The 27,000-nt window shown below is 44.2% G+C and carries 23 protein-coding genes; 9 read left to right on the forward strand and 14 right to left on the reverse strand.

Annotated elements, in window-relative coordinates:
- Positions 1 to 49: 49 nt before the first annotated feature.
- The gene (locus M0C34_RS06685; protein ID WP_248714857.1) at positions 50 to 1,951 is read right to left on the reverse strand and encodes an alkyl/aryl-sulfatase; all 1,902 of its coding nucleotides are present in this window, start codon (positions 1,949 to 1,951) and stop codon (positions 50 to 52) included.
- A gap of 122 nt (positions 1,952 to 2,073) precedes the next feature.
- On the opposite strand from M0C34_RS06685, the gene M0C34_RS06690 reads away from it, so the two are divergent.
- Positions 2,074 to 2,973 carry a LysR family transcriptional regulator gene (locus M0C34_RS06690; RefSeq protein WP_248714858.1) on the forward strand — a complete coding sequence of 300 codons (900 nt, stop codon included), beginning with the start codon at positions 2,074 to 2,076 and terminating at the stop codon, positions 2,971 to 2,973.
- A 129-nt stretch (positions 2,974 to 3,102) separates the two neighbouring features.
- Here the strand turns inward: M0C34_RS06690 and M0C34_RS06695 are convergent, their stop codons facing one another.
- Positions 3,103 to 4,113: a 2-hydroxyacid dehydrogenase gene (locus M0C34_RS06695; protein ID WP_248714859.1), complete on the reverse strand. Its 1,011-nt coding sequence runs from the start codon at positions 4,111 to 4,113 to the stop codon at positions 3,103 to 3,105.
- A 92-nt stretch (positions 4,114 to 4,205) separates the two neighbouring features.
- Here M0C34_RS06695 and M0C34_RS06700 point away from each other — a divergent pair, with 92 nt between their 5' ends.
- The 5 genes from M0C34_RS06700 to M0C34_RS06720 all read left to right on the forward strand — a co-directional run bounded on the left by M0C34_RS06700 (position 4,206) and on the right by M0C34_RS06720 (position 11,158).
- Entirely contained in the window at positions 4,206 to 4,613 is a 408-nt protein-coding gene (locus M0C34_RS06700; RefSeq protein ID WP_248714860.1) for a CidA/LrgA family protein, read from the forward strand.
- Positions 4,610 to 5,287 carry an LrgB family protein gene (locus M0C34_RS06705; RefSeq protein ID WP_248714861.1) on the forward strand — a complete coding sequence of 226 codons (678 nt, stop codon included), beginning with the start codon at positions 4,610 to 4,612 and terminating at the stop codon, positions 5,285 to 5,287. The genes M0C34_RS06700 and M0C34_RS06705 overlap by 4 nt, the downstream gene beginning before the upstream one ends.
- 457 nt (positions 5,288 to 5,744) lie before the next feature.
- The gene (gene katG, locus M0C34_RS06710; RefSeq protein WP_248714862.1) at positions 5,745 to 7,916 is read left to right on the forward strand and encodes a catalase/peroxidase HPI; all 2,172 of its coding nucleotides are present in this window, start codon (positions 5,745 to 5,747) and stop codon (positions 7,914 to 7,916) included.
- Positions 7,917 to 8,125: 209 nt separating this feature from the next.
- On the forward strand, positions 8,126 to 9,229 hold the full coding sequence (locus M0C34_RS06715; protein ID WP_248714863.1) for an OmpA family protein: 1,104 nt from the start codon (positions 8,126 to 8,128) through the stop codon (positions 9,227 to 9,229).
- Positions 9,230 to 9,541: 312 nt separating this feature from the next.
- Positions 9,542 to 11,158 (forward strand): methyl-accepting chemotaxis protein, encoded by a 1,617-nt coding sequence (locus M0C34_RS06720; RefSeq protein ID WP_248714864.1) that lies wholly within the window; start codon positions 9,542 to 9,544, stop codon positions 11,156 to 11,158.
- Between the two features lie 154 nt (positions 11,159 to 11,312).
- Here the strand turns inward: M0C34_RS06720 and M0C34_RS06725 are convergent, their stop codons facing one another.
- The 5 genes from M0C34_RS06725 to M0C34_RS06745 form a co-directional block, all read right to left on the reverse strand.
- Positions 11,313 to 12,197, reverse strand: coding sequence for a mechanosensitive ion channel family protein (locus M0C34_RS06725; protein WP_248714865.1), 885 nt, complete (start codon positions 12,195 to 12,197; stop codon positions 11,313 to 11,315).
- A gap of 215 nt (positions 12,198 to 12,412) precedes the next feature.
- On the reverse strand, positions 12,413 to 12,685 hold the full coding sequence (locus M0C34_RS06730; RefSeq protein WP_248714866.1) for a YfhL family 4Fe-4S dicluster ferredoxin: 273 nt from the start codon (positions 12,683 to 12,685) through the stop codon (positions 12,413 to 12,415).
- A gap of 346 nt (positions 12,686 to 13,031) precedes the next feature.
- Positions 13,032 to 13,298 (reverse strand): hypothetical protein, encoded by a 267-nt coding sequence (locus M0C34_RS06735; protein WP_248714867.1) that lies wholly within the window; start codon positions 13,296 to 13,298, stop codon positions 13,032 to 13,034.
- Between the two features lie 93 nt (positions 13,299 to 13,391).
- Entirely contained in the window at positions 13,392 to 14,078 is a 687-nt protein-coding gene (locus tag M0C34_RS06740; protein ID WP_248714868.1) for a response regulator, read from the reverse strand.
- Between the two features lie 11 nt (positions 14,079 to 14,089).
- On the reverse strand, positions 14,090 to 15,502 hold the full coding sequence (locus M0C34_RS06745; protein ID WP_248714869.1) for an ATP-binding protein: 1,413 nt from the start codon (positions 15,500 to 15,502) through the stop codon (positions 14,090 to 14,092).
- Positions 15,503 to 15,861: 359 nt separating this feature from the next.
- On the opposite strand from M0C34_RS06745, the gene M0C34_RS06750 reads away from it, so the two are divergent.
- The gene (locus tag M0C34_RS06750; RefSeq protein WP_248714870.1) at positions 15,862 to 17,037 is read left to right on the forward strand and encodes an Lcl C-terminal domain-containing protein; all 1,176 of its coding nucleotides are present in this window, start codon (positions 15,862 to 15,864) and stop codon (positions 17,035 to 17,037) included.
- A 101-nt stretch (positions 17,038 to 17,138) separates the two neighbouring features.
- On the opposite strand, the gene trhP is transcribed toward M0C34_RS06750, so the two are convergent.
- The 3 genes from trhP to M0C34_RS06765 form a co-directional block, all read right to left on the reverse strand.
- The gene (gene trhP / locus M0C34_RS06755) at positions 17,139 to 18,506 is read right to left on the reverse strand and encodes a prephenate-dependent tRNA uridine(34) hydroxylase TrhP (protein WP_248714871.1); all 1,368 of its coding nucleotides are present in this window, start codon (positions 18,504 to 18,506) and stop codon (positions 17,139 to 17,141) included.
- Positions 18,507 to 18,685: 179 nt separating this feature from the next.
- Entirely contained in the window at positions 18,686 to 19,594 is a 909-nt protein-coding gene (rdgC, locus tag M0C34_RS06760) for a recombination-associated protein RdgC (protein ID WP_248714872.1), read from the reverse strand.
- A gap of 121 nt (positions 19,595 to 19,715) precedes the next feature.
- Complete coding sequence (locus tag M0C34_RS06765; protein WP_248714873.1) at positions 19,716 to 20,231, reverse strand: DUF4124 domain-containing protein; 516 nt, start codon at positions 20,229 to 20,231, stop codon at positions 19,716 to 19,718.
- A 287-nt stretch (positions 20,232 to 20,518) separates the two neighbouring features.
- Here M0C34_RS06765 and M0C34_RS06770 point away from each other — a divergent pair, with 287 nt between their 5' ends.
- Positions 20,519 to 20,968 carry a GNAT family N-acetyltransferase gene (locus M0C34_RS06770; RefSeq protein WP_248714874.1) on the forward strand — a complete coding sequence of 150 codons (450 nt, stop codon included), beginning with the start codon at positions 20,519 to 20,521 and terminating at the stop codon, positions 20,966 to 20,968.
- A gap of 29 nt (positions 20,969 to 20,997) precedes the next feature.
- Here the strand turns inward: M0C34_RS06770 and galU are convergent, their stop codons facing one another.
- Positions 20,998 to 21,822, reverse strand: a complete 825-nt coding sequence (gene galU, locus M0C34_RS06775) for a UTP--glucose-1-phosphate uridylyltransferase GalU (RefSeq protein WP_248715607.1) — start codon at positions 21,820 to 21,822, stop codon at positions 20,998 to 21,000.
- Between the two features lie 416 nt (positions 21,823 to 22,238).
- Between galU and M0C34_RS06780 the strand changes: the two genes are divergently transcribed.
- On the forward strand, positions 22,239 to 23,954 hold the full coding sequence (locus tag M0C34_RS06780; RefSeq protein WP_248714875.1) for a sugar phosphorylase: 1,716 nt from the start codon (positions 22,239 to 22,241) through the stop codon (positions 23,952 to 23,954).
- Between the two features lie 14 nt (positions 23,955 to 23,968).
- On the opposite strand, the gene M0C34_RS06785 is transcribed toward M0C34_RS06780, so the two are convergent.
- From M0C34_RS06785 to M0C34_RS06795, 3 genes are all read right to left on the reverse strand, one after another.
- Positions 23,969 to 24,685, reverse strand: coding sequence for a flagellar brake domain-containing protein (locus tag M0C34_RS06785; protein WP_248714876.1), 717 nt, complete (start codon positions 24,683 to 24,685; stop codon positions 23,969 to 23,971).
- Positions 24,686 to 24,845: 160 nt separating this feature from the next.
- On the reverse strand, positions 24,846 to 26,057 hold the full coding sequence (locus M0C34_RS06790) for a glycosyltransferase family protein (protein WP_248714877.1): 1,212 nt from the start codon (positions 26,055 to 26,057) through the stop codon (positions 24,846 to 24,848).
- 2 nt (positions 26,058 to 26,059) lie between these two features.
- Positions 26,060 to 26,941: an HAD-IIB family hydrolase gene (locus M0C34_RS06795; protein ID WP_248714878.1), complete on the reverse strand. Its 882-nt coding sequence runs from the start codon at positions 26,939 to 26,941 to the stop codon at positions 26,060 to 26,062.
- Between the last annotated feature and the right edge of the window lie 59 nt (positions 26,942 to 27,000).

A 27,000-nucleotide genomic window follows, 5' to 3' on the forward strand; every position in this document is an offset into this window, starting at 1 on the left:
ATAGAGCACCAATGGTGCTCTACATCATAACCAAGAGACGACTAGGCGATTAACGCAAAGTGATCTTTGGGTTTTCTGCTGGTTTGTCTAACAAGCCAAAGAATGCTGGAACGGTAGCTGCGTCACCATCTAAGGTGATAAAGCCCGCTTTAACTGCTTCAGAAAAATCTACCTTGCCCACAAGTAAACCAAGAAATACTGGTTTAGTGAGGTTAACCGTAGCTTTAGCTTCGCCAGTGTAGCTCTCATGGAATTGAGCAACACTGCGGCGTACTTCTAAAGCGTGAACTTCTTTACTATCAGAGAAGTTAAAAGCTATGGCGAAGTGCTGGTTGGCACTGCGTTCTGCATTTAGGCTAAAGCGCAAAGCGTTAACCAGTTGCGCAGGTTTAAACTCAGCCATTAAGTCTGGAGCTTGTAGATTGATTTTTTTAGAGTAATCAATGGTACCGTCTAGTTCTTGCGCCGAGGTTAAGTACCAGTTACGCCAGTTGTTATTGGTTTCACGGTAAGCTAGTTCACGTAGTGCTTCTGCTTTAAGTCGTCGCGGTTTCATGTCTTCAAGGTCTACTCGAATAACGTGAGTGCTTAGCTCAGCAGCCCATTGGTAATCACCCGAGTCAAACGCTTGCTTAGCAAGAGTCATCATCTTGTCTTTACCGCCAGCCATTGCAACATAACGGCTAGAGGCTTCAACAGAATAAGTGGGGTTTAGGGTTGTTGGGTCGCCATCAAACCAGCCCATTTCACCTACAAAGATTTGCTTAGCCGCATGGCGGATAGAGCCGTAGAAATCGCCCAACCAAGGATGGTTTTCTAAGTGTTTAGGCAATTTAATGTCGCGAATCAAATCTTCTTGGGTAGCGCCGTTGTTAATCGCTTTGATTGACTGGTCGTAAGTATATTGAATCGCATCACGGTAAGCCGTTAATGTGTTGTCTACGTGCTTAGCACCCACAACAGGTCGGCCGTGAGATACCATCATTACATCGGCGTTATATTCGCGAAGCGTATCTACACCAGGGAACCAAGTGCTTGGGTCACGGTATTGAGTGCCACGAATAGTGTGCAAGTTAGGAAAGCTTTCGCCTTGGATTACTTCAGAACCAAACAGTAAGTTAGCTTCTGGGAAGTAGGCAGTGATTTCGTCAGACGCTTCAGAAGGAACGTGTTTGAACTCTACCTTAACACCTTCAATTTCCATGTTTAGCTGGCCAAATTTACCTTCCACTAAGGTGTTTGGCGCAATAAGGCTGTGCTCACGGATTTCGAAATCTGGACCTAGGCCACCGTTAATTCGGCCGTCTTCTTCTACGTTAAGTAGGGTGCCCAGCGAGTAGTCAACGCGAAAACCAAGCGCTGGACCAGTGCCCCCCATAGAACCTTTTACTACATTAGCCATAAAGGTTTCGTGAGCAATAATAAGCGCGTCATCTGCGCCTTCAATACCACGTACGCCAGCGTAGTGGTCAGGGTGCCAGTGAGAATACATAACCGCAGCAACAGGCTTAGTATTGCCGGTTACTTTACGGAAGTCGCTCATAACCGCTTGCATTTTGTCTACAGACTCAACCGGATCGAAGATTAACAAACCTTTATCACCGTCAACAATCATTGGCGAGGTTAAACCATAACCGTAAACTTGGAAGAAGGTGTTTTGGTACGCAAAAATGCCTTTTTCCATTTTTTGTGAATGAGCAGTAAGTTGCGGATGTACTTTGTCTGACTTAGCGTCGAACGCATCGTTACCGCCGGTTGCTGTCCACTTCATGTTTTGGTTTTCACCATGCCAGTAGTGGGTCGCACCCGAGTCTTTGCCCAAGTAGTAATCGTGAGACAGGGTGGGAATTGTTACTTCAACATTGTCAAAGCGATGTTCCGTTCCAGCAGATGCAACGTTGGCAAGGCCAATAGCAAGTACCGCAGATAAAGCAATCGTTGTTTTTTTCATATCAAGCCAATGTCTTGTTTACGTTTGTGATGGCCGTAGGTTAAGGGAAAGCACTATTTGTTTGGCGATAACTGATATAAGATATCTAATAACACATGGCATTTATTGAGTTTGAAATAAATATGAAGCACTCCGACTACAGTCTAATTCCTACCTTTGTGGCAATAGTAGAGGAGCGAAACTACAGTAAAGCCGCCAAACGTTTAGGGATAAGCCAATCGGCGGTGAGTCAAAGTGTGACCCGTTTGCGTGATGTATTTAAAGACAACTTGTTTGTGCGAGGCAGCCATGGGGTAGAGCCAACACCTTATGCTATGGATATTTATCCGGCTTTAGCTAACTCTGTAGAGAGCATTGCGCACATGCTACCCGAGCAGCGTCACTTTAACCCAGCAAACTGTCAGCGCCAGTTCACCATTGCTGCCTTAAGTGTGTTTAGTTTTACCTTGTTCCCGCAATTAGCTAAGCGAATATTTGAACAAGCCCCAATGGCTTCGATTAAAACAGAGCCCTTATTTGGCCAAGATATGAATAGTTTGCTGAGTTCTCACCAAACGGATCTACTGATAGAGGCCGACTCTACTCGCTACCCTCATTTGCGATCTGAGGTGATCATGCAAGATGGCTTGGTGGTGGTATGTAGGCAGCAACATCCAAGATATAATGGCAACCAGCTAAACCTAGAGCAATACTTGAGTGAAAAACACGTGATTCACTCTCAGCCAGAGCAGCGAGCTGGCTACCTAGGAGACATGGGAATTGCCGGCTTAGCAGAGCGCCAAATAGCTTGGCAATCTAGCGGTATTATGGATATGTTGCCACTGATTGGCCAAAGTGACTGTATTGGCATATTGCCAGAACGTTTAGCTAAACAACATTGTGCTGCTTTTGGTTTAAAGTGCTTACAAGCCGATTTTTTACCAGAGTACATTGTAGTGAATATGTACTGGCATCCCTCACGCACTAATGAGCCAACCCACCGCTGGTTGCGTGAACAATGCTTGTTGTCTGGGCGAGACTAAATAGTTAAATAGTAGGGCGTGCGTTAAATACTCAATCACAATCGGCCCAGCTATTAAGTGGGTTTGTGAGATACAAAAAAGCAGCAATTACCTGCTGCTTTTTATTAACGCGCTTTACGCTAACGGGGACTAGCTATTGTCAATCGCTTCGGCAGTAACTTCGTTACCGCTGCGTTGGCCTTCGCTAAAGGCTTTGGCATTCACTAGCGTGGTATCTGCAATGCTTTGCAAGGCTTCTTGAGTTAAGAAGGCTTGGTGCCCAGTGAAAATAACATTGTGACATGCAGACAAGCGGCGGAATACGTCATCAAGAATTACCTCAGCGGATAAATCTTCAAAGAATAACTCTTGTTCGTGTTCGTATACATCTAAGGCTAAGCCGCCTAGGGTGCCGTCTTTTAGGGCTTCAATACAGGCGGTTGAATCGACTAATTTACCGCGGCTGGTATTAATTAATAAGGTGCCTTTTTGCATCTGGGTGAAGGCCGATTTACCAATGAGGTAGGTATTTTCAGGCGTTAGCGGGCAGTGCAAGGTAATAATTTGTGATTGCGCCAATAACTCTGGCATGCTGACGTATTCAATACCTAAATCTAAAGCAGCTTGGTTGGGGTAAGGGTCAAAAGCAATCAACTTACAGCCAAACCCCTTAAGAATACGCGCCGTGGCTAAGCCAATTTTTCCGGTGCCAATGACCCCCGCTGTTTTACCGAATATATTCATCCCGGTTAAACCTTCTAAGGAGAAATTGGCGTCACGGGTGCGTTGATACGCTTTGTGGATACGACGGTTTAGCGTCATCATCAAAGCTATGGCGTGTTCGGCTACCGCTTCAGGTGAATAGGCGGGTACGCGAGATACCGTTATGCCTAATTCTTCAGCACAGCTTATATCTAAATTGTTGAACCCCGCACAGCGCAACAATATCAGCTTAATGCCTTCTTTGTGTAACTCTTGTAAGGTACTTGCCGATAAGTCGTCATTCACAAAGGCACATACCGCATCAGCACCATGTGCTAAACGTGCCGTTTTGGCGGATAGAGTTATGTCAAAGTACTCAATGCTTACAGCTGAAGATGTATTTTGGGCATCGAAATGCTCGCGGTCATAGCGCTTAGCGCTGAAAAAACTGATCTTCATAGCGTCTCCTAAAACAATGTTAGCTAACGATAGCTTGTTTTGTAATTTTATTACATAATAGCGTCATTCAATAACAAAAGTCGACAAGTGTTATGAGAAAGTTTCAGAAATCAGTGTTACTAGAAATTTGCTCTGGTCTGTTAGTTATCTACGCAGCTTTGTGGCTTGGTCGTTGGCTAAGTGAAATAAGCGGACAGCTTCTCCCTGCAAGCATTATGGGTATGTTAGCCTTAACCATCGCCTTACAATTCCGTTGGATTCGCTTATCTTGGGTAGAGCGTACCGCTAATCAATTTGTACGTTGGATGTCACTTCTCTTTGTCCCCATCAGTATCGGTTTAGTCGATCATATTGAAACTTTATTACAAGCTTTACCGGCAATGTTACTGACTTGCGCTGTAGCTACCTTGGTGTTGCTGGTGGTGGTAGGCAAGCTTTACCAGCATTGGGAGCATACTTCAGAGCAGAAGGGCGCATTAAAAGGCGAGGCTAAACCATGATTAACTTCCTCTATTTACCTCTCACTATTGCCTTGTTTATTGCCGCTAAACACTTACAGCAACGCTTGTCGGTCACCTGGCTAAACCCAGTACTGATTACGCTCACTATTTTAGTTATCGCCTTATTAGCCTTAGATATTCCCTTTAACGACTACAACCAGTACAGCGGTTGGTTAAGTAAACTGCTAGAGCCTGCGGTGGTTGCGTTAGGCGTGCCACTTTACAAGCAGCTTCATGAGATAAAAAAAGAACTTCCAAGAATTATTATTACTATCATTGTGGCAGCGACAGTAGCCATTAGTACTACTGTCGCCATGGCCTTGTTGGTGGGCGCTACCCCCGAAATCGCCGCGTCACTGGCACCAAAATCTGTCACTACACCCATTGCCGTGTTGATCAGTGAACAAATTGCTGGTCAGCCAGCCTTAACCGCCATTGCTGTGGTCATCACCGGTTTGGTAGGGGCTGTGGTGGGGATCCCCGTGCTAAAACTGTGTGGTGTGCATTCAAGCAAAGCGCAAGGCATTGCCATGGGCACGGCTTGCCACGCCTTAGGCACTGCAAGAATCGCCGAAGAAGGCCACCAGCATGGCGCTTACGGCGCATTAGCCCTAGTGCTCAGTGCTACTTTTAGTGCAATGCTTTGTCCACTTATTGTGCCGTTGTTTGCCTGAACTTAATCTTGCTCTACCCTTAAAGCTTGATGCCTACACTAGCTCACTGAACACTTTATTCCCTATTAAGCCTCATAGCCCGGATGTTTCGGACTAACTTCCAGCAACTCACCTAGTTTCTAGCGCTAAGCTTACCTAATGTGCTAGTAAGTTTAGTTATAGTTTCAACCACCGCAGTTGCATAAGTTTTGGTCAAATAGTTGTGGGTTCTACGCTCTAATTGCTAACCACAAAGTAAAGAATTGTAAAGCTCTTGGCCCTTCCTACTTACTTTGGGTTAAAACTCTAATTAACCATTATTTTTATAAGGTTATCGCCGCTTATCGCTGCGATAGGTTATACAAATTGGCTTGCTCAACGATATGGCTATACGCTTAATTTCGAGTTGGAAATTAGTCTAAGGCTGCTCTTACAGCCGATATAAAAACAATATAAACGTGATATTTAAGGAGTGACTATGAAAGAGAATGATAATGGCTCTGGTGGTAAATGCCCTGTGATGCATGGCGGAGCAACCACCCCCCAAGCAGCAAATATGAATTGGTGGCCCAAGTCACTGAACCTAGATATTCTTCATCAGCATGATACTAAAACCAACCCTTTTGGTGAGGCGTTTAGTTATCGCGAAGCGCTCAAAACCCTTGATGTAGAAGCCTTAAAAAAAGACTTAAAAGCCTTAATGACCGACAACCAAGATTGGTGGCCAGCAGATTGGGGGCATTATGGTGGTTTGATGATTCGTATGGCTTGGCACTCGGCTGGTACCTATCGTGTTGCAGATGGCCGCGGGGGCGGTGCTAGTGGTAGCCAGCGTTTTGCACCGTTAAATTCTTGGCCAGATAATGCCAATTTAGATAAGGCGCGTCGCCTATTATGGCCAATCAAGAAGAAATACGGCAACAAACTTAGCTGGGCCGACTTAATGCTGTTAGCTGGTAATATGGCTTACGAATCAATGGGCTTAGAAACCTTTGGTTTTGCTTTTGGACGCGAAGATGTTTGGCACCCAGAAAAAGACATTTATTGGGGTGCTGAAAAAGAATGGCTAGCAGAAAGTGGCGGAGAAGGGTCACGTTACTCTGGTGAACGCGACTTAGAAAATCCATTGGCTGCAGTAATGATGGGCTTGATTTATGTAAACCCTGAAGGCGTAGATGGTAAGCCAGACCCACTTAAAACTGCTCAAGATATGCGTACTACCTTTGCACGTATGGCGATGAACGACGAAGAAACCGTTGCCTTAACTGCGGGTGGTCATACTGTAGGTAAGTGTCACGGTAATGGCGACGCTTCTTTATTGGGCGCAGAGCCAGAAGGCGCGGGCATTGAAGAACAAGGTTTAGGCTGGAATAACCATAGCAAGCGTGGCATCGGCAGAGATACCGTTACTAGTGGTATCGAAGGTGCTTGGACCACCCATCCAACCCAATGGGATAATGGTTATTTTGAATTGCTGTTTGGTTATGAATGGCAGCTATCAAAAAGCCCTGCAGGAGCTGTTCAATGGGAGCCTGTAGATATTAAAGAAGAAGATAAACCGGTTGACGTTGAAGATGCGAACATTCGCTACAACCCGGTGATGACCGACGCAGATATGGCGCTTAAAGTAGACCCAGAGTATCGCAAAATTTCTGAGCGCTTTAAGAATGACCCAGAGTACTTCTCTAAAACCTTTGCGCGAGCTTGGTTCAAATTAACCCATCGCGACATGGGGCCTAAGTCTGTTTATCTTGGTCCGGATATTCCAGCTGAAGACCTTATTTGGCAAGATCCTATTCCAGCAGGAGCAACATCTTATGATGTAGATGCAGTAAAACAACGCATTGCTGATAGCGGCCTAAGTGTAGCTGAATTGGTGACTACTGCTTGGGATAGCGCCCGTACTTATCGTGGCTCTGATAAACGTGGTGGAGCCAATGGGGCACGGATCCGCCTTGCTCCGCAAAAGGATTGGCAGGCTAACGAACCAGAAAAACTGGCTAAAGTATTAAGTGTGTTGGAAGCAATTGCTGCAGATACTGGTGCAAGTCTTGCTGATGTTATTGTACTTGCTGGTAATGTGGGTGTTGAGCACGCCGTTAAAGCAGCGGGTTTAAACTTGGCTGTACCGTTTACGGCTGGCCGAGGTGACGCGAGCCAAGAGATGACGGATGTGGAGTCCTTTGAAGTATTGGAGCCACAAGCAGACGGTTTTCGTAATTACTTGCCGAAGCACTATGTGGTTACCGCAGAAGAGTTACTGCTCGACCGCGCTCAATTAATGGGCTTAAGTGCGCCAGAAATGACCGTGCTAATTGGTGGTTTGCGAGTATTAGGCACCAATTATGCTGATTCTGAGGCGGGAGTGTTTACCGACAAGGTTGGCACACTGACTAATGATTTCTTCGTAAACCTTACCGATATGGCTAACACCTGGAAACCAACGGGCAGAAACTCTTACGATATTTGTGAGCGTGTTAGTGGAGAAGCTAAATGGACAGCAACACGGGTTGATTTGGTGTTTGGTTCTAACTCGGTATTACGCTCTTATGCTGAGTTTTATGCGCAAGACGACAATAAAGAAAGGTTCGCCAAAGACTTTATTACTGCTTGGACTAAAGTAATGAATGCCGATCGCTTCGATGTATAAGCTCAATCTATAATTAACTAACGGGCTCCTTATGGAGCCCTTTTTATTTAACTAGCAATAGTTGATATTTGCATTGAGCGCATCAATGGCTTTGTTACTCATACCCATAGAGCAGCTAGATTAAGTTTCGCTTCTTTAAGTTATTGAATAGAAATTACTAACTATTTTTGATATTTTTGTCCTTAGTTATTGATAAGGATGTTAAAAGAATGTTGTTGAGTAAGTGTTTGCGTAAAAGTTTAGTGTTGGGCTTGAGCGCACTAATGGGATTAAGTTGTTTTTCTGTACTGGCTGGACAAGCTAAAGATCATCCTGCTTTTAATCGTATTCCAGGTGCAACAATAAAGAAGTACGACAAAGTTGATTATGATGAAATTAATATTGTTCTAAGTGTACCCTACGAAGAAGCAGAACAGTGGAAAGCTGATGAGATTGAGCGTATTGGCGGAAATTACACATACATTTTCTACAAGCTGCCAACTAATATTTCCCAAGTGCAAGCCTTCCGTAATTATCAAAAGTTAGTTAAGCGTCAAGGTATGGACATTTTGTTTAGTTGTGAAAAGCCTTGTGGAGGAAAGTGGGCTTCTCTTTATGATTGGGAGCCAGTCATAAACGATGGGCGAGAAAATAGTTATTCTCTCGGTGAGCCTGTCTATTACTTAGCCGCTCGTAAGGGAAATTTGACGGTGACGTTTTTAGTGAGTCGTCAGAATAAAACAACCAAAGTGTTTCAGTATGTCATCGAAGAAGAGCAAGTTAACGACTCGCTCATCTCGCCCATCGCCCTTAGCCTAGTTGAAAGCGGTAAAATCGATTTGTACGGTATTCTATTTGATACCGGCAAGGCTGAGATTAAGCCTGATTCTGCCGGTGAATTGGCCGATTTAGCCCAAGTGCTTAGCGACTACCCCAAGCTTGAAATAGATATTGTTGGTCATACCGACAATGTGGGCGCTAAACGTGACAACCGTAAGCTGTCTGCAGCACGTGCTGAGGCAGTAATGGATTACTTAATTGACGAACATGGTATTAGTGAGGACCGCCTAAACACCATTGGCCGTGGTCAAACTCAGCCTGTCGCCGATAACGGCACTGACAAAGGCCGTGCGCTAAACCGTCGAGTTGAAATTAGTGCTTTGAACGCGCAAGTCATCGTAGAAGCACAGCAACAAGCGGCTCCGAAAATTGCGCACACTAAGCAAACGGACTCAACCAACAACAGCAAAGCGGAACAAGAGTCTAGCGGCATTGACCTCGATGATATTGGCAAAGCAGCCGATACTGCGGGCAAAATCTTTAAACTATTTTAGTGTTACGGCCTGTTTGGGCTGACAAATATCGTTTATTGGGCAAAAAGCCAGCTAAAACAGTCGCTGGCTTTTTTTTGGGGGCGAGTCAATCTAAGCATTATGTCCTCCAATATTTAGCGTTATTAGCTATGGCCCGAATAGCCGTTCCTTTCAAGGTGACTTTTGCTTGTTAGCCTTAGTGTCTCACCGTTTAACGAAGTGATGACTAGGGCTGAGTATATTGCGAAAAATATCAATTTATTTTTGTGGTTTTTACACTATGGTTAAATGGAGATTGTTGAACGGATTCAATTCTTAAGGGCGGAGATACTTATGAGGGCGATTTTTTATCGTTGGTCTATTGCAGCAAAACTGTATATCACTATGGTTATTGTTGGCCTGTCGCTACTTGCTATTACACTTAGTTTCACCTACAGCCATGAACAAACCTTAGTTCGTGAGATGGCTAACCAGCAAATAAAATCACTAAGTGATAGTTACTTTGAAGCCCTAAATACCTTGATGTTATCGGGGGCAATGGCTAATAAACAGCTGCTGCATAAGAAGATGCTAAGCCAAGATAATATCCTCGATATTCGTTTAATCCCCGCTACGCCTATTCAAAGTATGTTTCATCCCAACGATCCTTTACCCAGTTTAAATGTTAGTCAGCAACAGGCTTTTAAAGGGGAGCGTTTATCGATAGCGGGTATGGCCAATGGTCAGCCGATTATTACGGCGCTACAACCGGTGTTTATGAGTAAAGATCACGGCGGCATTGATTGCTTGTCGTGTCACCTTACCAGTAAAGAAGGAGACGTTGCGGCGGTGATTCAAGTGGAGTTTTCTTTAGCGAATGCCCAGCAAGCGATTTATAGCGCGTTGTTTAAGCAGGCCGGCTTGTTAGCTATCGTCTTTTTTGTTGGTATGTTGATGCTGGGGCTGATATTTCGCAGTGCGGTGGCCAAGCGGCTTAACCTATTGCGTAGTCGTTTGCTAGAGGCTTCCACCCATTCTGATTTACGCGTAGATTTCAGCGATGAGTGGCATGATGAAATAGGCGGGGTATACGCTTCTATTCACAGTTTAGTCGCCTCTTTTAGAAAAAATCTGATCCACATTTCTAGCAGTAGTGAAGAGTTGCATAATGCGGCTGAGCGAGTAAAAAGTGTGGCTGAGTCTACCGAGCAATCGGTGGTTAGCCTAAAATCAGGGACCGACTCAGTGGCAGCCACCTTATTGGAAATTGAAGCTTCATCCAATGAGGTTAAACAAAACGCTAAATACACTACAGAACGAACTCAAGGGGCCAATTTACAAGTTGAATCGGGGGCCAATAAGGCTCAGCAAATATTGACCCATATGCAAACTTTAGTGGGTATCGTTAATAAGGCCAATCAAAGCCTGGCAGAGTTGGGCGAGCGCAGCGAGAAAGTGAACCTGATGGTTGATACTATTTCTGCGATTGCAGAGCAAACTAATTTGTTAGCCTTAAATGCTGCGATTGAAGCCGCCCGTGCCGGAGAGCAAGGCAGAGGGTTTGCGGTGGTTGCCGATGAAGTGCGCTCGCTGGCGAGCAGAACCCGCCAATCTACCGACGAAATAAAAGCGATTAACGAGCAGTTGAGTGTGCAAAAGGATCGGGTGGTTGATGTCATGGGCGAAGCTAATCGCTCAGCGCTAGATTCAGAAAGCCATATTAATGAGTTGTGTGACATTTTAGATAATATTGCCAGCCATAGTGGCGAGATAGCCGAACTAAATTCACAAATGGCACTGTCTGCCGAACAGCAAAATCAAGCGGTTAGCGAAGTGAATATCCATGTTACTAATATTCAAGATATCGCTGAATTGACCGCCAAAGATGCCAGTGAAGATAACATTATCAGTGACCGTGTAGTGGCATTAGCCACCCAGCTAAGAACGATGGTCAATGACTATAAAGTATAACTGGTGCGGTATTACTATTCGTTTCTAAAACCGATTGTTCAGAGAATAAAGACCGCTAATTGTGGAAGTAGCATGGTGATTTACAATTTGTTTAGTCGGCATGCTACGCCAGATTAAAATATCAGCAGGGCAAGGTTGCGCCTGCTGGGTGAAACTAAGCGACAGTGCTACTTGTCTGCTGAGCATGAGAAATTGTTAGCGCGCCATCTAGATGAATATCGCGCTGTGGGAAAGCGATGATAATGTCGTGCTCAGCGAACAATTCATCAATTCTAAACCGAATCTCACTGCTCACCTGCCTAAGTTGTCCTTCCATTTGGGCTTCGACCCAAAAATACACCACAAAGGCTAGGGCATTATCACCGAAGTCGTTAAAAACGACTGTGGGGGCGGGTTGGCTTAATACTGCTTCTTGTTCTTTTACTGCCTGTTCAATTAACAACGCGACCTGGCGGCAAGGTGAGCCATAAGCCACGCCCACATTAATAGTGGTACGCGTTCGAGTATCAATTAACGTCCAGTTGATCACGGTGTTCTCAAGCAATTTACTATTTGGGATCAGTAAATGTACGCCATCAGTTCGGCGAATTCGGGTTGAGCGAGTATTAATGGCTTCAACATTGCCCTTCACTCCATCAACTTCTAAGAAATCACCGATTTTAATCGGGCGCTCCCACATCAAAATCCAGCCACTAATGAAATTGTTGATGATGTTCTGTGCACCAAAACCTACCCCGATAGCTATCGCACCGGAAAGAAATGCAAAAGCGGTAATGGGGATGTTGATCAGTTCTAGGGCCATTACTAACACTATTACTATGCCAAGTATGTAAGCGATGCGACTGACTAAATGAATCACATCCGGCGTTACGCCTTTGCGAGTCATACGCCTGACTAGTAATTTGATAATAGTTTTCAGAGTGAGGTAACTAAGCAGTAGTAAAAAGGGAATAAGCAAAATGTCGCCTAAACTGATGGCCTTATCTTGAATGGTGAAAACCGGTATCGCGAGCACTTCATTTATTTTGTCAATGTTCATTGAGCTTCCTTGATATGTATAAACAAGTCTAATTTTAATTAGAGTTTACCGCTAAATGTATGAGATGCGTGTATTTTTAGACATTGATTCACTTTACCTGAGCGATAAATAACAGCCACACCTTGGATTGTCTGAAGAAGCAATAGGTGCCAGTTAAGGAATGGCAAGTATTTTTTTTATAGTGTTTTTGTTTGTATGGCGAGAGACCTAAAGTTTTACACTGCGCCCTTTGCTATCAGTAAGTCTCCATGCAAGGCTACAAACTTATCGTACAGCTGTTCTTCGGTTTCATTATGAGCGGGGTCTACTGCTATGCAATCGATCGGGCATACGTCAATGCAAGTAGGGCGCTCGTAGTGGCCTTTACATTCTGTACAGCGTTCGGGGTCGATAACCGTAATCACGCCATCGTAAGAGATGGCTTGGTTAGGACACTCTGGCTCACACATGTCACAGTTGATGCATTTTTTACTAATTTTCAGGGCCATAAAACAATACTCGTAATATTTTCAATCAATACCGTCGATTACAAAACCCGATTATTTCTGTCATTGGGCAGAATAATACTAAGGCTTTATGAATGCTAATTGCTTATAACCAAATATGATTTGTTGTTATGAATCGATGACGCACAGGTCACTGTAGTTTTATTATGATCACGCTAGGTGCAAGCTGCGGGCGCATTCTACCATAATGCAGAAAAATGCCAACTGAGTCACATTGGTGATAATGGTCAGCTGTAAATTTGTGCTAAATATTAATGCTATGGACTAGCGATAGAGCTAGGTACCACGCCACGGCATCCTTGCTACAGCATGGTTTTTACACTGACAATTATTGTCTTTCCGGGCCGCCTTCTGGCATACATGCGAGTACAGCATCTTCTTCATGTGGTGGTGCACCACAAATACCACTCATTGCTTCATCTTCTCTACCTGAAAAACTACAGCTATCACCTTCTGACATCCCCTCACAAGCATCTAGGGCTTCTTGAGGTGGTTTACGCGGCCCTTTAGCTTGCACCGTCGTTAATGGAAGCGCCAGGCCAGCGACGATAAGTGCTGTTAGCAGTGATTTATGGGAAAGTTTGTTAAGCCACATGTCTAAATCCTATTATTTGATGAGTGACTACAGTTTAGTTGAGCATCATGCAAACATTGCGTAGTGATTATGCAGAAATAGCGAATTTTTGTTTTATTCAACTTTATAGCCAATACCATAGATAGAGTGAATGACTTCTTCACCATTGGCTGCCTCAGTTATTTTTTTGCGCAAGTTTTTAATGTGGCTGTTAATGGTTTGTTCACTCACAATTCGGTTGTCGGAATAACACTGCTGCATCAGCTGTTCACGCGAATATACGCGACCGGGGTGCTCTAGCAAGGTTTGTAATAGTTTGAACTCAACGGGGGTCAGTTCAAGGTCTTTGTCATTGACCAAACACTTAAATTCATCAGGCTTTAATTTGATATTGCGATACTGGATAGATGAATGACTATCTTCCATCGATATCGAACGCACCCGCCTTAAAATAGTGTGAACTCTGGCGACCACTTCTCTAGGTAAAAATGGCTTACACACATAATCATCAGCACCTAGCTCTAAACCCAGCAAACGACTAATTTCGTCGACTCGGGCAGTAATCATCATAATTGGCACGTCGCTAAACTGTCTAACCTGTTTGCAAATGGTTAAACCGTCCATACCTGGCAGCATCAAATCCAAGATGACAAAGGCCGGCTTAGACGCTTTAATCGCGCTCACTGCATGAGTGCCTTCGTGAAGGATGCTCACTTGAAAACCATCATTGCGTAGATAGTCGGCTAACAACTGGGCAATTTTCTCTTCATCCTCAACGATAAGAATTGTGCTGTTATTCATTGGTACCTCATTTAAAGGGAGGGGAAACGGATTTCAATGGCAATACCGCCAAGTTCGGCAGGTGCAGCGGTAATACTACCCTGATGGGCCTCAACAATGTTTTTGCAAATAGTTAGGCCTAAACCTGCTCCGGCGGTCCGTCTGCTACGTGAAGAATCTTGACGATATAGCGGCTCAAAGAGTTGCTCTGGCGGAGCATCACCCAAACCGGGCGCTGAATCTTTAACCGAAAGCAAAACCTCATGCGGGCCTTGCTTTAGCGCAATGTTAATAACGCCAGGGGAGTCAGTATAGGCGAGAGCATTATCCACAATGTTGGTCAGTAGTTGTTGTATGCGTACTGGGTCACCGTTGATGAGTGGTTGGGCATCACACGTCATATTTAGTGAAAGGCCTTGCTCGTTTGCTCGCCTCGCGGACTGCTGTGCCACTTGGCCTACATACTCGGCGAGATTGAGTGTTTCAAAATGATAATGTAGACCACCAATGTCAGATAGTGACAGTAAGTATAGGTCTTCAATGAGTCGTCTTAATCGAGACACTTCATTGTCTATTGAGTGTAACTGAGCCATGCATAAGGGGCGAATACCGTCTTTAATCGCTTCTATTTCTCCGGTTAATACGGTAACCGGAGTGCGTAATTCATGAGATATATCGGCCAGTGAGCGACGGCGAGCGCTGCGGTTATGTTCTAGTTGTAGGCCTAGTCTGTCTAAATCGCGGATCAGCGCGCCTAATTCGTCGTTGCGCCGTTCGCCTATGGGGTTTGAGTAATTACCTTTTGATAGCTCAGATATACCTGCCAATAGTCGTTTCACTGGGGCCAGTAACTTGCGGGCAAGTATGGCTGAAACAAACACCGAAATAGCCAAACAAATTAAGCCAATAATGATACTGGTGCGGGCTTGGTGTTGAGAAAACGCAGTTTCTTGAAGCGAATAGAACTTTCGTTTTGGTGCACTGTGAAGTTCACCAACCTTGCTGTTTTCAACATAAATATCAACCACTGTAAGCTCTGCAATGTCGCTGAGCATTGGCCCTGCGATGAGCGTTCCTGTTTCATCATAAAGAGAGGTAGGCACCGCCATCCTAGGAGGCGGAGGCGCTTGGTTGAAGTCAGGGGATCGAGGGGGTGGCGGGCGCCTATGGCCCGAAGGCTGACCAAGTTCTCTCGATGCTCCCTCAATTGACCTTTCAATGAGGTGATCAATGGTTCTACTAGGGATCGCCTGCCAATTATTGTTAGCTTTTTGGTATTCATCAGACAGTTCTGCTGAAAGGCTCTGAAGTCGTTGCTGCTCAAGCGCATTGACGTAGTCTAAAAAACCGCGCTCAAAGCTCCAACGCGCGAGTAGCAAAGTTGCCGCAAGGATAAATAAGGTGATACCGATAAAAGCGGTACTTAGTTTTTGAGTTAAGGTCATACTTTAGAGACGTTTATGGTTAATACCGTAGCGTTGGGTAAACGCTTAATCTGAGCCATGTTCAGAGTATCATAGTTTGGCGGATCGGAAGGCTGCGTTTGCTCAAGCCTTAGTCAGTGAGAACGTTGTCACTTCACTTCAGTATAACAAGCATTTTGTTCGCCAATTGTGCAGAAAAGATGAAGACTGACTTACGTGAATAGAGAAGCGTCGGCGAACGTGTTGACCACCTATTAGTGGCGGACTTCTGCGCCAAGGCAATTACTGCCAATTTCCCTTTTTTCTCCATCTCTTTTGCATATTCACTGTCAATAATCGAGGGATAAATAACGCGGGATAAGCTTTAGGATGGAGCCACAATGCAGCGAACACACCTACCTCAACGTTTAAGTATAGTCAGTTTAGGGATCGTCCTTTGTGGGTGTAATGGCATCGAAGGCATTATCGATAGCAGTGAAGAAGCCAACGATGTTTTGGATTTCAATTTGGCCGACACAGGGCAGGTAAATTGCTTAGGCAATGATGGCGCTGTCATTAATTGCCCCGTTGCTGGAGAGGACTATTTTGGTCAAGATGCTCAATATTCAGGAAATCCTTTTAGTTTCACCGATAACAACGATGGCACCGTAAGCGACAATATCACCGGCCTAATGTGGCAACAAATCCCCGACAATCGGGGGTTGAGTTATCAAGATGCGGTGGATTATTGTAATGACTTAGCGTTAGCTGGCTATAGTGATTGGCGGGTTCCTAGCACTAAAGAACTGTTTTCATTAAGCGACTTTTCAATAGGTTGGCCTTATTTGGATACAAGCTATTTTGGTTTAGCGGGCAGTGTCGTCAGCAAGGATGAGCAATATTGGACGGAGGTCTATGTTGGGAGCACCATAGCAGGACCTGACTCAGCCGCCTTTGGGGTAAACCACGGTTCTGGTCACATAAAAGCTTATGCCGCTGATGTCTCTGGCCAAATGGGTAACTATGTACGCGCTGTGCGCGGAGATCGTTACGGCGTGAATCAGTTTGTCAACAATGATGATGGCACCATTACTGACAGAGCAACAGGCTTAATGTGGGCACAACAAGACAGCGGCTATGGTATGAACTGGCAGGAAGCGCTGGCCTATGCAACAGACTCAACGCTGGCAAGTTACACTGATTGGCGGGTGCCTAATATTAAAGAGTTGCACAGCATTGTTGATTACACTCACTCTCCTAGTACGCAAAATGAGGTAGACCTAGGGCCTGCTATTGATACCGATTTTTTTGATATTACAGAATTGAGAGATGACGAGACCGTGTATGACAAGGATTATGGTTATTTTTGGTCTAGTACTAGCGCCTATTTTGGTAGTGATAGCCAAGAATATTATTACGCATGGTATGTGGCATTTGGAACGGCAAGCGACGGCGAGGGAAATGACTTCCACGGTGCGGGTGGTGTGCGATTTGATACTAAATATCAAGGTGGCGCCTTGGGCGAAGGAGGAGAACGTTATTATAACTATGTGCGTTTAGTCAGAGATGCACCTTAGTTAAGGGGGTTATAGGCACTAAAAAGCCGATAGCAATGAGTTATCGGCGGGTAAGTGCTAATGGGTAAACAAACTGATTAGCCTAGACAGGCAATGCTTATTTACACTTTAGTTTCAGTCTCTTGGTGTGGGTTTCGGGTGTTTTGTCCTGTTTGTAGATTGCGCATGATGAGTGCATGCTCTAAATCTACATGTTCGGGTACGGGTAAGAATACCGTATGACCACTGCCTTTAGCGTCATCAATCAGCTCACCCTTTTTGTTTTCAAGGTGCTCCAATTTGAAGTTGAGGTTACCTTGTGGAGTCATTAACTCTAAGGTGTCGCCTAACAAAAATTTGTTTTTAACCGTCACTTCGGCAAGGCCCGCCGCATTGCGGCCTGCTACTTCACCCACAAACTGTTGGGTGTCGCTAATTGAATAGCCGTAGTCGTAGTTTTGGTATTCATCATGCGTATGGCGACGTAAGAAACCTTCGGTGTAGCCACGGTGCGCTAGGTTTTCTAGGGTACCCATTAGGCTTGGGTCGAAAGGCTTACCCGCTACTGCATCGTTAATCGCTTGGCGATAAACTTGTGCAGTACGGGCGCAGTAATAAAATGACTTAGTACGGCCTTCAATTTTAAGCGAATGCACACCCATTTTAGTCAAACGCTCTACGTGTTGAATAGCACGTAAATCCTTCGAATTCATAATGTAGGTACCATGCTCGTCTTCAAAGGCTGGCATATACTCATTAGGTCGACCTTGCTCTTGCAACAAGAATACTTGGTCGCTAGGGGCTCCTGCGCCTAAGGTGGGTTCTACAATTTGCGGTTGTGCCGCAATAATGTCGCCGACTTCGTTTTCTTTGGCTTCGTGGGCGTTGTACTTCCAACGGCACGAGTTGGTGCAAGTACCTTGGTTTGGGTCACGTTTATTGATGTAACCAGACAGCAAACATCGGCCAGAGTAGGCCATACACAATGCGCCATGTACAAATACTTCAAGTTCCATTTCAGGCACTTGCATACGGATTTCTTCGATCTCATCTAGCGATAATTCGCGCGACAAAATCACCCGTTCTACACCTTGTTGATGCCAGAACTTAACGGTAGCCCAGTTAATGGCATTGGCTTGAACCGAAAGATGAATAGTTTGATCAGGGAACGCTTCACGCACCATCATTATCATGCCTGGGTCAGACATAATAAGTGCATCAGGTTTCATCGCAATGATGGGCTCAATGTCTCGCAGGTAAGTTTTCAACTTGGCGTTATGCGGGGCAATGTTACTGACCATGTACAGCTTTTTGTTTTGTGCGTGTGCTTCGTTAATCGCTAGCTGCAAGTTTTCAGCATTAAATTCGTTATTTCTTACACGTAAGGAATAGCGAGGTTGGCCAGCATAAACCGCATCTGCCCCGTAGGCAAAAGCGTAACGCATGTTTTTAAGGCTGCCAGCAGGCGACAGTAATTCTGGTTTAAACATCAAAGCTCCGGGTCTGAGTCGAATCATTGAGAAGGGCTGCGTACAGCACAATAAGGGCGCGCATTTTACGCGTAGAGAAGAGGGCTTGCAATGCTTTTGATTAAAAATCCGCCAGCCAGTAACTAAGTACTTGAAACTATGTTAATGGCTGGTGAAATAGGTAAGTTTTATGGGGGTGTTTAGCTGGTTATTTCGCCACCTAAAGCGGCGATAAGATCAGGCACCATTTTACTCAGCTCGCCACTGGCGAGTGCGAAGTCGGCGTCAAAACGCGCGGCCACATCGCTTTTTTCGATATCTTCGTTTTGCTCGGTAATGGTATCGGTGAACTTAACTCCTTTTATACTCATATCTTCGCTTATCACAAAGCGAACCGATTCTGCCCAGGTTAGTTCTAGTTTGGTTACAAACTTATCGGCATCTAAGTGCACTTTAATTTCGTCGCTGAACAAGTCTTGTTCTTTACAACGAATAATACCGCCACCCTCTAGGGCACTGCGTAGCTCAGCTTCTTCGCCCAGTTCAAAGTTGGCTGGAATAGCTTTTTCATTGATCCAGTCGGTCATGGTTACATCGGCTTGGTTGGCTAAGTTAATGGGCGTAACCGGTAAGCTGCCTAAAGATTTACGTAATAGAGAAATAACTTCTTCAGCTTTTTTGGCGCTGCCAGCATCAACCGCGATTAAGTTATTGTCTGGGCTTATCCATGCGTAGGTTAAGCTGGTACGAGAAAAGGCACGCGGTAATAGCGTCATGACAATTTCTTCTTTTAACGCATCTTTCTCGGCTTTTTTAAGCGGGCGTTGTTGCTCTTGCTCGATTAGCTCAATTTTATCGGCTAAGGTATCGCGAATTACTGATGCGGGTAGCATCTTCTCTTCTTTCTTAGCGCATACTAAATACTCATTGCCCACAACATGGATCATGCTTTGACCAAATTTGCCCATTGGCGTTACCCAACCAAATTTGCTTAGGTCTTGGCTTCCGCAAGGGGTAAAGCTTAGCTCTTCTAAGGTGGCGTCTAGCTTTTCTGGTTCGAGTTCCAATTCTTTGGTAATTCGAAACAACATTAAATTTTTAAACCACATAACGGAATAACTCATTAATAAATTAGGGGCGCTATTCTAACAAAACTACTTGGCTTGTCAGTGCTGATTTACGCTTTTTTTACATCGATGTGAACTTAGCGTTTATAGTTCATCGCAGTGCTTATGCGCCATAATCGTATTTTTTTCCGCATCGCATCACATGATTCATTTGGTTGCTCATACATAGGTAGAATTTTTTCACGGGGCCAGTGGCGCTTAAGCATTCTTGGGTCGAAATTTGATTCTTTGCCCCGCTGATTGCAACCTTGGCCTGGTCATAATCAGCTTGGCTTAAGTAGCCATCTTGTAGGTTCTTAAGGCTGACCGCTTGCATCGAGCTTAATTGGTCTTTGCTATTTACCACTGCGGCGGAGCAGTCAAGTTGTTGTGCATCACCGTGGTCGGTGAGTACAGCTTGCTGGAGACTTTCGGCAAACTCTTGTACTTCTTTACTCGCTTGTCGCTTGGGAGACACACTGATGTCTATATCCTGATATTTATCATGTGCGGGGCGCTGCGAGCTAAAGTGAGTGGTTCCATTTTCATCTACCCACTTATAAACTTGCGCATTGCTTGTCATTGTGGCCATGAGAGTGATAGTTAAACTGAAGAGTTTTAAGATGTTAGTTAAGCTCATTATCATCCTTAATATTGAGTTTTCTCTTATAATGTTGAAGCATTATATCGGCATTTAGTTTTGCTTTCTCAGTTAGTTTTAATATTTCTTAGTTTATTTGGCGCGGGTCACTTTGGTGCTGATGAAACAGCCTTTCATTGTAAACTGCGATCTACATCTTCTATCAGCCTAGGAAATTCGATCTGTTTCACACCATGTTTAATAGATGGCTACCATAATCAGCAAACATTGATCATTTCTTGATGAAAAACACATTGAACTCTTTCACTACTGCCCAAGGTTTAACTTTGCGACAAGCAAAAAACACGGATTATGACGATATTAGTGAAATATGGTTATCGGCTAGCTTACGAGCTCATGATTTTTTGCCTGGAAAATATTGGTGGGAGCGACAAGAGGCTTTACAGCGCTTATATCAGTTTAAATCTGAAGTATGGGTAGCTGAAGTATCAAAACAAATTTGCGGCTTTCTAGCCTTAGTCGACCATAAACTGATCGCGCTATTTGTAGCGCCTAACTGGCAAAGAAGGGGCATTGGTTCGCAATTATTAGAGTTGGCAAAAAGTTTACGATCTCGCTTAGAATTACATTTGTTTGCCGATAATTCAGAGGCATTTAGTTTCTACTTGCGTCATCGCTTCGAAGTCCTTTGGAAGCGCCCAGAGCGTTACACCGGGTATCCTTTGGTACATATGGGCTTCGATCCTTACCCCAGTAAGCAATTGATACACCAGTAATACTTATCACTGGCGTATCGATGTAAGCGCTATTTGCCGTATAAGTTTTCAAAACAGTAATTGGTGGCGTCAACAAATCCTTCTACACTGCCGCAATCAAAACGTTTACCTTTAAATTTATAGGCCATGACACAACCGTTTTGAGCTTGGGTCAGTAAGGCATCGGTTAATTGTATTTCGCCATTTTTGCCCGGAGGGGTATCACGTAATAAGCTGAAAATATCTGGGGTCAGAATATAGCGGCCAATCACTGCTAAGTTAGAAGGCTCCTCTCCTAGCGGCGGTTTTTCAACCATCGACGTCACTCGAAATAGATCGTCACGTAAGGCTTCGCCTTCTATCACGCCATATTTGTGGGCTTCTTCTCTAGGGACTTCCATCACCGCAATGATTGAACAGCGAAACTGTTCATAAAGTTTTGCCATTTGTGCCAGTACGCCGCCATCATCACCAAAACATAAGTCGTCAGCTAACACAACGCCAAAGGGTTCTTGGCCAATGAGTGTTTCACCACACAGAACTGCGTGGCCTAGTCCCATCATTTTTTTCTGTCGAGTGTAAGTACAATTTACATTATCGACTAGGTGGCGAATTTCTTTTAGATACTCCTCTTTGCTGGTGCCGGCTATTTCATTTTCGAGTTCATAGCTAATGTCGAAGTGATCAGCAATAGCGCGTTTTCCGCGACCGGTAATAAAGGCCATATCGCTCATGTCGGCAGCAACCGCTTCTTCAACCCCATATTGAACCAGAGGCTTATTTACAATCGGTAACATCTCTTTCGGCATCGATTTAGTGGCAGGTAAAAACCGCGTACCGTAACCCGCTACAGGAAATAGACATTTTTTAATCATGGTCATACAAACTCCTTGGTACAGCTCTTTGCTGTGAGGTTGATTTGATATTAATACTATATTTAGTACAGCAAGAGCAGTGCCAGTACTCAACGTGAAGCATGTTAAGTAATTGTATTTGTTGGTTTAATTGTTATTGTCTCGATTGTTTGTCGATAGTGCTGTTGATATTTTTGCACCGTGTTGGTGCGCCGCCGGGGCTTGAACTATACCAATGCATCAAAAATGAACATAACGATTTGAAAAATGACTCAATAAATAAGCAATAAAACAACCGCTGTTTCTACTAAGTATTTAAATGTATATTTTACAATTGCTTAGCGTGTATTTTTTAAAATAGGTCGTTTACCTGAGGGTTGGCACGTTACTTGGAATCTTTTTGCCTAACAGTATTAGCTGATTGTTAAGGGCCGTGTATGCAGCAACTCGAACACCTGTTAAAACAAATTTTTGAACCCTCGTTAATTGAACCACTGAGTAAGCAGATATTCTCAAAAGTTGAAGCCGCCCAAGCTGGTTTTCCTCGTTACCAAGCGTGGTCTGAAAAAGACGTTATTCTCATTACCTATGGGGATAGCGTATTAAGTGGTGGTTTACCACCCTTACAAAGTTTGCATCAGTTTTTGCGGGAGTATTTAACCGGATTGATTAGCTCGGTTCATATACTGCCTTTTTTCCCGTTTAGTTCTGATGACGGTTTCTCGGTAATTGACTATAACCAAGTCAATTACAACTTGGGCGACTGGAAAGACATTGAGCAGCTGAACCAAGATTTTGAGTTAATGTTTGATTTGGTCATGAATCATTGCTCGAGACAAAGTTTATGGTTTAACGATTTTGTAAACGGTTCAGGTGAAGGTAAAGACTACTTTATAGAGTCAGATCCTAAGCTTGATTACAGCGCAGTGACACGACCTCGAACCAGCCCTCTGATCGTCGATGTTTATACACGAGAAGGGATAAAACATGTATGGGCGACCTTTAGTGATGATCAAATAGACCTCGATTTTTCTAATCCCAAAGTGCTATTGGCTTTTGTCGACATTTTTATCTTCTATCTGCAACAAGGCGCGCGCTTTGTGCGTTTAGACGCGGTAGCGTTTGTTTGGAAAGTTCTGGGCAGCAATTGTATTCACTTACCTCAAACGCATGCAGTAGTGAAACTGCTACGCTGGGTCATGGAGCAGTTGGATCCGAATTTAGTGTTGATTACTGAAACTAACGTGCCCCATCAGGAAAACATTAGTTACTTTGGCGATGGTGATGAAGCCCACTTAGTCTACCAGTTTGCCTTGCCACCGCTGTTGCTGCACGCCTTAAACCGAGGTAATGGCCACTACTTAACCGCTTGGGCTCGTGATTTAGTCGCGTTGCCAAAAGGGTGTAACTACTTCAATTTTGTCGCCTCTCATGACGGCATCGGGGTGAGAGCAGTAGAGCAGATTATTCCTAAGCACGAAATTGCCGATTTAGGCGAATCAGTTCATAACTTTGGTGGGTTTGTTAGCATGAAGTCTAACGGTGACGGTACCCAAAACCCCTATGAGCTCAATATCTCTTTATTTGATGCGCTGCAAGGTACCCGAACTGGATCAGATCAGTGGCAAGTAGAGCGCTTTTTGTGTAGTCAAAAGCTGTTACTGAGCTTGCAAGGCATCCCTGGCATTTATATTCACAGCTTAACGGCTACCGCTAACGATCAGTCTTTAGTAGAACAAACCGGTCGCACGCGTTCTATCAATCGCCACCGTTGGCAAAGAGAGGAATTTGAAACGCTATTGGCTCAAGAGCATAGCCCGCAAGCACAAGTCTTTCAGCGCTATCGTGCCTTGTTAGCATTACGTAAAACCATCACGGCCTTTCACCCTGAGTCAGCTCAGCGGGTTTACGATTGCGGCGATGCGGTATTTGTGATGCAGCGAGGCGATGCGCCAAGAGACAGTGATATTGATAAATTTCACTCGGTATTAGCGGTATTCAACCTGACTAAATACCCTCAACAATTGGAGCACTTAGCTCAGCTACCAAAGGCTTTTTTGGAACAATGTGACGACTTGCTGAGCGAAGAGAACGTCAGCTTAGCAGATTACAAATTGAAACCTTATCAAGTGTTGTGGTTAGCGCCGAAATAAAGCTTATTGGCTGTTTAAGCAAAGCTTGGATGACTAAATAAATTGAGTTTATTAAATACCGTTTCAAGGTATTTGTTAGATTCAAATTGAATGCCGACACGTACCTTATTATTGGCGCAGCGTTGTTGGCTTTTAACTTGTCCGTTTAACAATATTGGTTTGTCGGGGTTAAGCGGAAAACGAAGGAGTAGTTGTACAAATACCAATGATGATTTGTGTTGGCCTTGCGGGGCTGCTAATTCAACCCGACACCCATCTTCAGATAAATCGAGTACCACCCCTTCCAAACGATCACTTGGATCGATGGATGCAGTGTCGCTAGGCGCTTGTTGTTCCGTTAGCAATACCGGTAAATGGGTGTTTATTCGGTTTTTTTTACGTAAACGAATGAATTCAATTTGCTCAGGGTATTGAGTAAACAGCATAATTTGTGGTTTTTTATTTAAGGTGATTATTTGTGATTTAAAGGCAACACATAATCCAGACTCACCTTCAATGATCATTCTTACCACACAGCTTTTACCTTCAAATAAGCGGTCTTGATACTGATGATATACCTGCTTTGGTAGTGAAAATGCAAAATATCCACCTTCCTCATAGCCCACCAATTTGGCTTTTAGACGTAGCTTGTCACCAGCAGATAGCTGAATGTCTACCATTACGCCTGGGCTTAGCTTGGTAAGTGTACTGACAATTAATGCTCTGTCGTTGCTTATTTGATGTTTACTCAATACCAATCACCCCTAATATCCTGAGTCGTTATGTTATTGGTATGAAGTATGAATGAGTGAGTTGATCTAAAATTGACTTTTCACGAACGGCTGGTGTTTGTTAGCAACAAAAAAGTGCTCGGCAGGCTGGCTGCCGAGCGAAAGGATTATTCAGAAAAGTCTAGCAATTATCCGCTTCTACAGCTTCGTACAAACGCTCTAAGAAATCAGGAGCGGCACTTTGTACGCGGTTCCAACTTGGAATAAACGGTGTCGCTGAAGGGTTCTCTAAGAAAGTATCCCCAGCTGACATAACGGCTTTGGCAAAAAGTTCTACAGCATCTTCTTCGGCGTGTCGGTCTAAGGTGAGGCCGTTGATTAAGGCATCACTGTGGTAGTTTTCAATAAAATCTAATGCTATGCGGTAGTAGGTGGCTTTTAATGAGCGCAGTTTACCGGGGCTGAAGGTATGGCCTTGTGTCGCCAGTTTTCTAATAATAGCCTTACTAATATCGGTGGCCATCTTGGCTAAACCAGCATCCAAGTTATCTAAGCTTAAATCTTGGTGTTTGTGGTCATATACATCAGCAATGTCTACCTGACATATTCGGTTGGTAGAGTGATTTCGGTAAATTTCTGATAGTACGCCAATTTCAAGACCCCAATCTGATGGGATCCTTAAGTCATTCAATACATCTGATTGCATTGAAAATTCACCCGCGAGTGAATAGCGAAAGCTGTCTAAATACTCTAAGTAGTCATCGTAGCCTTCGATCTTTTTCAAGGCTTTTAACAAGGGCGTGACCAATAAACGGGCCACTCTGCCATTGAGTTTCCCATCGGCATGGCGGGCATAAAATCCTTTACAGAATTCATAGTTAAACAAGGGGTTGGCCACTGGGTACATTAGGCGCGCTAACATACTGCGGTCGTAAGTAATAATGTCGCAGTCGTGCAGGCCAATGGCTTTACTTTTACCAGAGGCTAACGCGTAACCAAAGCAATACCAAACATTACGGCCTTTACCCGCTTCTTTTGGGGCTAGATTATGCTCGGCAAGTTGCGCGTCTAGCGCTCTTAAGCGTGGACCGTCATTCCACAAAATTCGCACGTGCTGCGGTAAATCAGCAAAGTACTCTTTAGCATAATCAAACTGCTCTTTGGTGGCCGCATCAAGGCCAATAATGATTTCGTTAAGATAAGGAACCTTGGCCAGTTCTTTTACAATTTTCGCCAAAGCGGGACGTTCTAGTTCAGAGAATAAGGAGGGGAGCACTAAACTCATAGGTCTAACTTTAGAGAAAGCAATGAGCTCTTGCTCTAATTCTTCTAGTGGACGGTCTGTAAGGTTATGTAAGGTGGTAACAATGCCGTTTTGATAAAAGTCAGCCATGGTTATGCTCCGTTTAGAAAAGATTGTAAAACTTGTTGAACTACTTGGTTCCAGCCGTGCGGGCCAGAGTGAGGTGCTAAAGTGCAATGTGGGTGGTCGATAAATAGCGCAGCAGAATGCTTACGTGGGATCACCACCGAGACATCAGCTTTTTCAAGCATTGTTCTATCATTGTCACTATCACCTAAAGCCAGATTAATGAAGTCATGTTGAAAGTTGCTTTGATAAACTTGGTTTAGCCACATCATTGCATCTGCTTTGTCAAAGCGCGCTTTGATATGAAGAAAACGCCCTCCTTGAACAACCTCGAGGTTATGGTCCTCAAGTTTTTTAATAAAAATGCTTAGATTTTCTTGGCTATCGTTCCAAACTACTGGCTCGGAGGCCATCCGTTGTTTTGCTAATTGGGCATCGTATTTTGCTAAACCTGTGTGGAGTTGCACTTCCTCTACGTTCATGTCATTGAAGCCTTGAAAGCGAAAATGATGCTTTTGGCGAAGTACACTTAGGTATTGGCATATATCAGGGTAGCTGGGGCCAAATATTTTTATCTTCCAATGTCGTTTGCCAACAGAAAGCGAATCCATACCTTCTATGAGCAATGGGCTATTGAGTGGGATACAAATAGCTGAGCCATTTTCAACCGCAAATGGCTGTTCCATTGACAGTTTTTTCTGTATCTCTAACACTTCCATAAAGGTTTTGCTGGTATTGAAGATAACCGGGATATCCAGCAATTTGAGTTGGTTTAAGCTTGGTAAGGCAGCCTCTAGGCTATAAGAGTCGTGGTCGAGCAAGGTCCCGTCTAAATCAGTAAACACCAGCAAGTTACTGGATGTAATATGCAATTCGGCTGGCGAAAGTTGCTTGGCTATATGTTGCATGAGATTCCTTAATACTCTTTGACGAGTTTATATTTGGAGAAGCACGAGCAATGCCACAA

Source organism: Agarivorans sp. TSD2052 (genome assembly GCF_023238625.1).
Lineage (GTDB): Bacteria > Pseudomonadota > Gammaproteobacteria > Enterobacterales > Celerinatantimonadaceae > Agarivorans.

Excerpts from the sequence above, each read along its gene's own strand:
- M0C34_RS06750 (WP_248714870.1), top strand. The coding sequence starts at position 15,862 with ATGCAGCGAACACACCTACCTCAACGTTTAAGTATAGTCAGTTTAGGG.
- M0C34_RS06715 (WP_248714863.1), top strand. The coding sequence starts at position 8,126 with ATGTTGTTGAGTAAGTGTTTGCGTAAAAGTTTAGTGTTGGGCTTGAGC.
- M0C34_RS06730 (WP_248714866.1), bottom strand. The coding sequence starts at position 12,685 with ATGGCCCTGAAAATTAGTAAAAAATGCATCAACTGTGACATGTGTGAG.
- M0C34_RS06705 (WP_248714861.1), top strand. The coding sequence starts at position 4,610 with ATGATTAACTTCCTCTATTTACCTCTCACTATTGCCTTGTTTATTGCC.
- M0C34_RS06735 (WP_248714867.1), bottom strand. The coding sequence starts at position 13,298 with ATGTGGCTTAACAAACTTTCCCATAAATCACTGCTAACAGCACTTATC.
- M0C34_RS06695 (WP_248714859.1), bottom strand. The coding sequence starts at position 4,113 with ATGAAGATCAGTTTTTTCAGCGCTAAGCGCTATGACCGCGAGCATTTC.
- rdgC (WP_248714872.1), bottom strand. The coding sequence starts at position 19,594 with ATGTGGTTTAAAAATTTAATGTTGTTTCGAATTACCAAAGAATTGGAA.
- M0C34_RS06700 (WP_248714860.1), top strand. The coding sequence starts at position 4,206 with ATGAGAAAGTTTCAGAAATCAGTGTTACTAGAAATTTGCTCTGGTCTG.
- katG (WP_248714862.1), top strand. The coding sequence starts at position 5,745 with ATGAAAGAGAATGATAATGGCTCTGGTGGTAAATGCCCTGTGATGCAT.
- M0C34_RS06685 (WP_248714857.1), bottom strand. The coding sequence starts at position 1,951 with ATGAAAAAAACAACGATTGCTTTATCTGCGGTACTTGCTATTGGCCTT.
- M0C34_RS06765 (WP_248714873.1), bottom strand. The coding sequence starts at position 20,231 with ATGAGCTTAACTAACATCTTAAAACTCTTCAGTTTAACTATCACTCTC.
- M0C34_RS06790 (WP_248714877.1), bottom strand. The coding sequence starts at position 26,057 with ATGGCTGACTTTTATCAAAACGGCATTGTTACCACCTTACATAACCTT.
- M0C34_RS06745 (WP_248714869.1), bottom strand. The coding sequence starts at position 15,502 with ATGACCTTAACTCAAAAACTAAGTACCGCTTTTATCGGTATCACCTTA.
- trhP (WP_248714871.1), bottom strand. The coding sequence starts at position 18,506 with ATGTTTAAACCAGAATTACTGTCGCCTGCTGGCAGCCTTAAAAACATG.
- M0C34_RS06725 (WP_248714865.1), bottom strand. The coding sequence starts at position 12,197 with ATGAACATTGACAAAATAAATGAAGTGCTCGCGATACCGGTTTTCACC.
- M0C34_RS06795 (WP_248714878.1), bottom strand. The coding sequence starts at position 26,941 with ATGCAACATATAGCCAAGCAACTTTCGCCAGCCGAATTGCATATTACA.
- M0C34_RS06740 (WP_248714868.1), bottom strand. The coding sequence starts at position 14,078 with ATGAATAACAGCACAATTCTTATCGTTGAGGATGAAGAGAAAATTGCC.
- M0C34_RS06780 (WP_248714875.1), top strand. The coding sequence starts at position 22,239 with ATGCAGCAACTCGAACACCTGTTAAAACAAATTTTTGAACCCTCGTTA.
- galU (WP_248715607.1), bottom strand. The coding sequence starts at position 21,822 with ATGATTAAAAAATGTCTATTTCCTGTAGCGGGTTACGGTACGCGGTTT.
- M0C34_RS06690 (WP_248714858.1), top strand. The coding sequence starts at position 2,074 with ATGAAGCACTCCGACTACAGTCTAATTCCTACCTTTGTGGCAATAGTA.
- M0C34_RS06720 (WP_248714864.1), top strand. The coding sequence starts at position 9,542 with ATGAGGGCGATTTTTTATCGTTGGTCTATTGCAGCAAAACTGTATATC.